Annotated in this window: 4 protein-coding genes; 3 read left to right on the top strand and 1 reads right to left on the bottom strand. The window is 46.3% G+C overall.

Translation table 11 applies throughout. The features are described from left to right. Together NZM04_06100 and NZM04_06095 are read left to right on the top strand one after the other, a co-directional pair. Positions 1-401: acyltransferase (locus NZM04_06100; protein ID MCS7063599.1), on the top strand; the 401-nt coding region annotated here is incomplete at its 5' end. Next, on the top strand, positions 394-1,350 hold the full coding sequence (locus NZM04_06095) for a glycosyltransferase family 2 protein (GenBank protein ID MCS7063598.1): 957 nt from the start codon (positions 394-396) through the stop codon (positions 1,348-1,350). The genes NZM04_06100 and NZM04_06095, both read left to right, overlap by 8 nt. On the opposite strand, the gene NZM04_06090 is transcribed toward NZM04_06095, so the two are convergent. Then, positions 1,292-1,897, bottom strand: coding sequence for an FkbM family methyltransferase (locus NZM04_06090; protein MCS7063597.1), 606 nt, complete (start codon positions 1,895-1,897; stop codon positions 1,292-1,294). The two genes, NZM04_06095 and NZM04_06090, sit on opposite strands and share 59 nt — an antisense overlap. 243 nt (positions 1,898-2,140) lie before the next feature. Here NZM04_06090 and NZM04_06085 point away from each other — a divergent pair. Further along, positions 2,141-2,955 (top strand): hypothetical protein (locus NZM04_06085; GenBank protein MCS7063596.1); only part of this gene is annotated, 815 nt, incomplete at its 3' end.

Below are 2,955 nucleotides of genomic sequence, written 5' to 3'. Positions count from 1 at the left end.
GTCGCAACACTTTCATAGAAAAAAATGCAATTCTTGTTGTAGAACCCCATTGTCCAGGCCAAACTGCTTGTCTTAAAATCGGATCAAATTGTTATATAAACCAATTCTCATTCATCGATTGCCATTATTCTATTACAATTTGTGATTCCTGCTTGATCGGTCCTTACGTGTATATATGTGATTTTGACCATGTTTTAGGAAAAAATGAATTTATATGTGCCCCCACTGTGATCGAGTCTAATACATGGATTGGCGCTCATGCTTGCATTCTAAAAGGCGTAACGATCGGTCATCACTCGATTATCGCGGCAGGAGCTGTTGTCACCGATTCCATCCCTCCTTTCTCGATTGCCGCTGGCGTGCCAGCGCGGGTGGTTAAAAAAATTCAATCAAATGACTGAGCCATCTAATCCATCACTCACAGCAGCAGTCATCATCGTCTCGCGAAACCGTTGTCGCGAACTCATTCGTGCCGTCCAATCCGCTCTGCAACAAAAATCTCTTTCTGAACTTCTTATCCTCCTTGATGGAACGAGCGATGACTCTTTTCGAGTTCTCAAAGATATGTTTTCTGAAGAACACCGCTTGCAAATCTATCCTTTTAACGAATCGAAGGGATGTATTTATCGCCGCAATCAAGCCGCTACATTAAGTTCTGCGAACATTATATTTTCTTTGGATGACGATGCGACCTTTTCATCTCCTGAGACCGTTCACCAAACGATCCGAGATTTTATTCATCCGAATATCGCAGCCGTAGCCATCCCGTTTGTAGAACCCGAAATCGCCTCCTCTCCACGCCAGACTCCACCGGATAACGAAAAAATCTATCTGACAGACTCTTTTATCGGCACGGCTTACGCCGTTCGACGCGATATTTTCCTCTTGCTTGGAGGCTTTCGCACGCATCTTATTCATCAGGGTGAGGAATCGGATTTTTGCCTGCGCCTTTATGCGGCCGGATATGTCGTTCGCCTTGGAACGGCTCCCCCGATTCAGCATTTTCCTTCACCGATTCGTTCCCTAGAACGCATGGACTACTACGGGGTGCGCAACACCCTTCTCTTCCATTGGCAGAACACTCCCACCGTTTACCTTATCCCAGCCCTCATCCACGCTATAGCTCGCTGTTTGCTCCACACGTTAAAACCGAAAAGATTACTTACTAGAATGCGCGGCTTATTCGACGCCCTGATCATCATACCCAAAATAGAACGGCGGCCTGTATCAACGAAACTCTTTAAAATTTGGCGTAAGCTCCGCACCCTAGGATCGATCGCTACCGATCACATTATCCTGAAACCCTTGTTTTCTCCGCATAAATCCAGCGATTATGCTCGACGATCCTAAGCTCTGGAAGAATCTTTCGCCACCAGTAGGGCTTTATGACTTTGACCCAATACCCCAACCTAGATAGAAACTCTTTGCATTCTTCCTCCAATTTCTCCTCGTGTGTCTCGATTAAAAGCCGCACCTCCCGTTCCCTCAAAATCTTTTCAGCTCCTTTCAATACATCTAATTCAGCCCCTTCGACATCGATTTTGATAAATCCAATCTTACCCTCACCTAAATCTAGGTCATCCAGTCGAATGTAATTTTCGCCGCGATGATGACTCGCATAAGCATGGATAACAGCAAGTCCATTGCCTTCTTGAAGTTCATTTAGCCTCAAATTTCTTTTTATTCGGTCGAGTTCACTCTCAGAGGCTTCAATCGCGATCACTCGCGGCAGTCGAGCACGTTTCTTGAGATAGACCAAAAGTTCTCCAGCTCCAGCACCGACATCTACGCCCCAGTCAGTTCCACTTACGCCGCGTTCAATCCAGCGATAGGTTTCACGCTCCCACAAACCAAAATAAAGTTGACTGTTGTCCGCCCACTCTAGCTCAAATTCCAAGCCCTTAAACAACCCTCATCGCACTCGCCTCGGCTGTGCCTCCTTGCTCAATCCAATTAGTCTTTTAATTAGTGCTTTTATCGTGTCCATCTTCAAAACTGATTCCTTTTATTTCGATAACTTATTCGATCATTTGAGCACACAGAATTAGTTCACATTTTGTAAATTAGTTCACATTTTGTAGTCGTATGCTAGACTTTAAACTGGTCACTAAAGCAAGGCCATCTAACATAAAATTGCTATATGGCAACCCCGACTGTAGCTGTTTCACCCTCGGATCAGGCTTTGAATAAGCCTACTTCGCCTCAGCAGCAAAGTCGTGTCATTTTCCCGGAAGGAATATTTCACCGAACAAGCATACATGGCGTTCAAGGCATCTTTTTCGTCTTGCTAGCTACCCTTTTTGCCATTTTGACAGTGCCGTATGATGTCGCACCTCCCGGTGTCTTGCGTCCAAGTGCCCTCTGGATGAGTCTGGGTCTAGCTGCCCCCATCTTAGCGCGCATCTGGCTGAAGCCTCATGCGCTATTTGACCCCGTCAACGTCGCTCTGATAGCTCCGATATTCTGGATCTTGCTTGACCCAATCCAGGGTAGTTATGAGCTTTTTAACATCTCAGATAATGAGCCAAAGATGTCCTTTATATGCATTCTCCTTTATGCGATGGGAATATATACGGCCACTTTCCACAAGCCTTGGCGTCTTCCGCAAAGTGTGTGGCGCGCCGCTAACGTTAAACTCAGCCCGAGATCTATTTTCATTATAGGCTTGATCGCTTTTTCGATTGCCATCTTGCGCTTTGCCATCCCTAGCAAATTTAATCCTATCACCATGTGGAACGGACTTTTCGCTAATCGCTGGGATGCGCCTTGGGCCCCTAACCCAGGCACTGTTCAGACTATCATCGACCACTTCAGCTACTTCGGCTACCTTCTTCCCACTCTCACCGTTCTTCTAGGTAGGCTACATCGGTGGCGCCATCCAAGCGTTTACATCATGGCTGCTTTATCCGTTATTATCACCGCCTTTATTAGCCAGGGGGGCGGCCGTCGAGAAGT

This window comes from Candidatus Methylacidiphilales bacterium (assembly GCA_025056655.1).
Taxonomy (GTDB): Bacteria; Verrucomicrobiota; Verrucomicrobiia; order Methylacidiphilales; family JANWVL01; genus JANWVL01.
The sequence above is the reverse complement of the archived record's forward strand: the minus strand, read 5'-3'. Positions and strand labels throughout refer to the sequence as shown.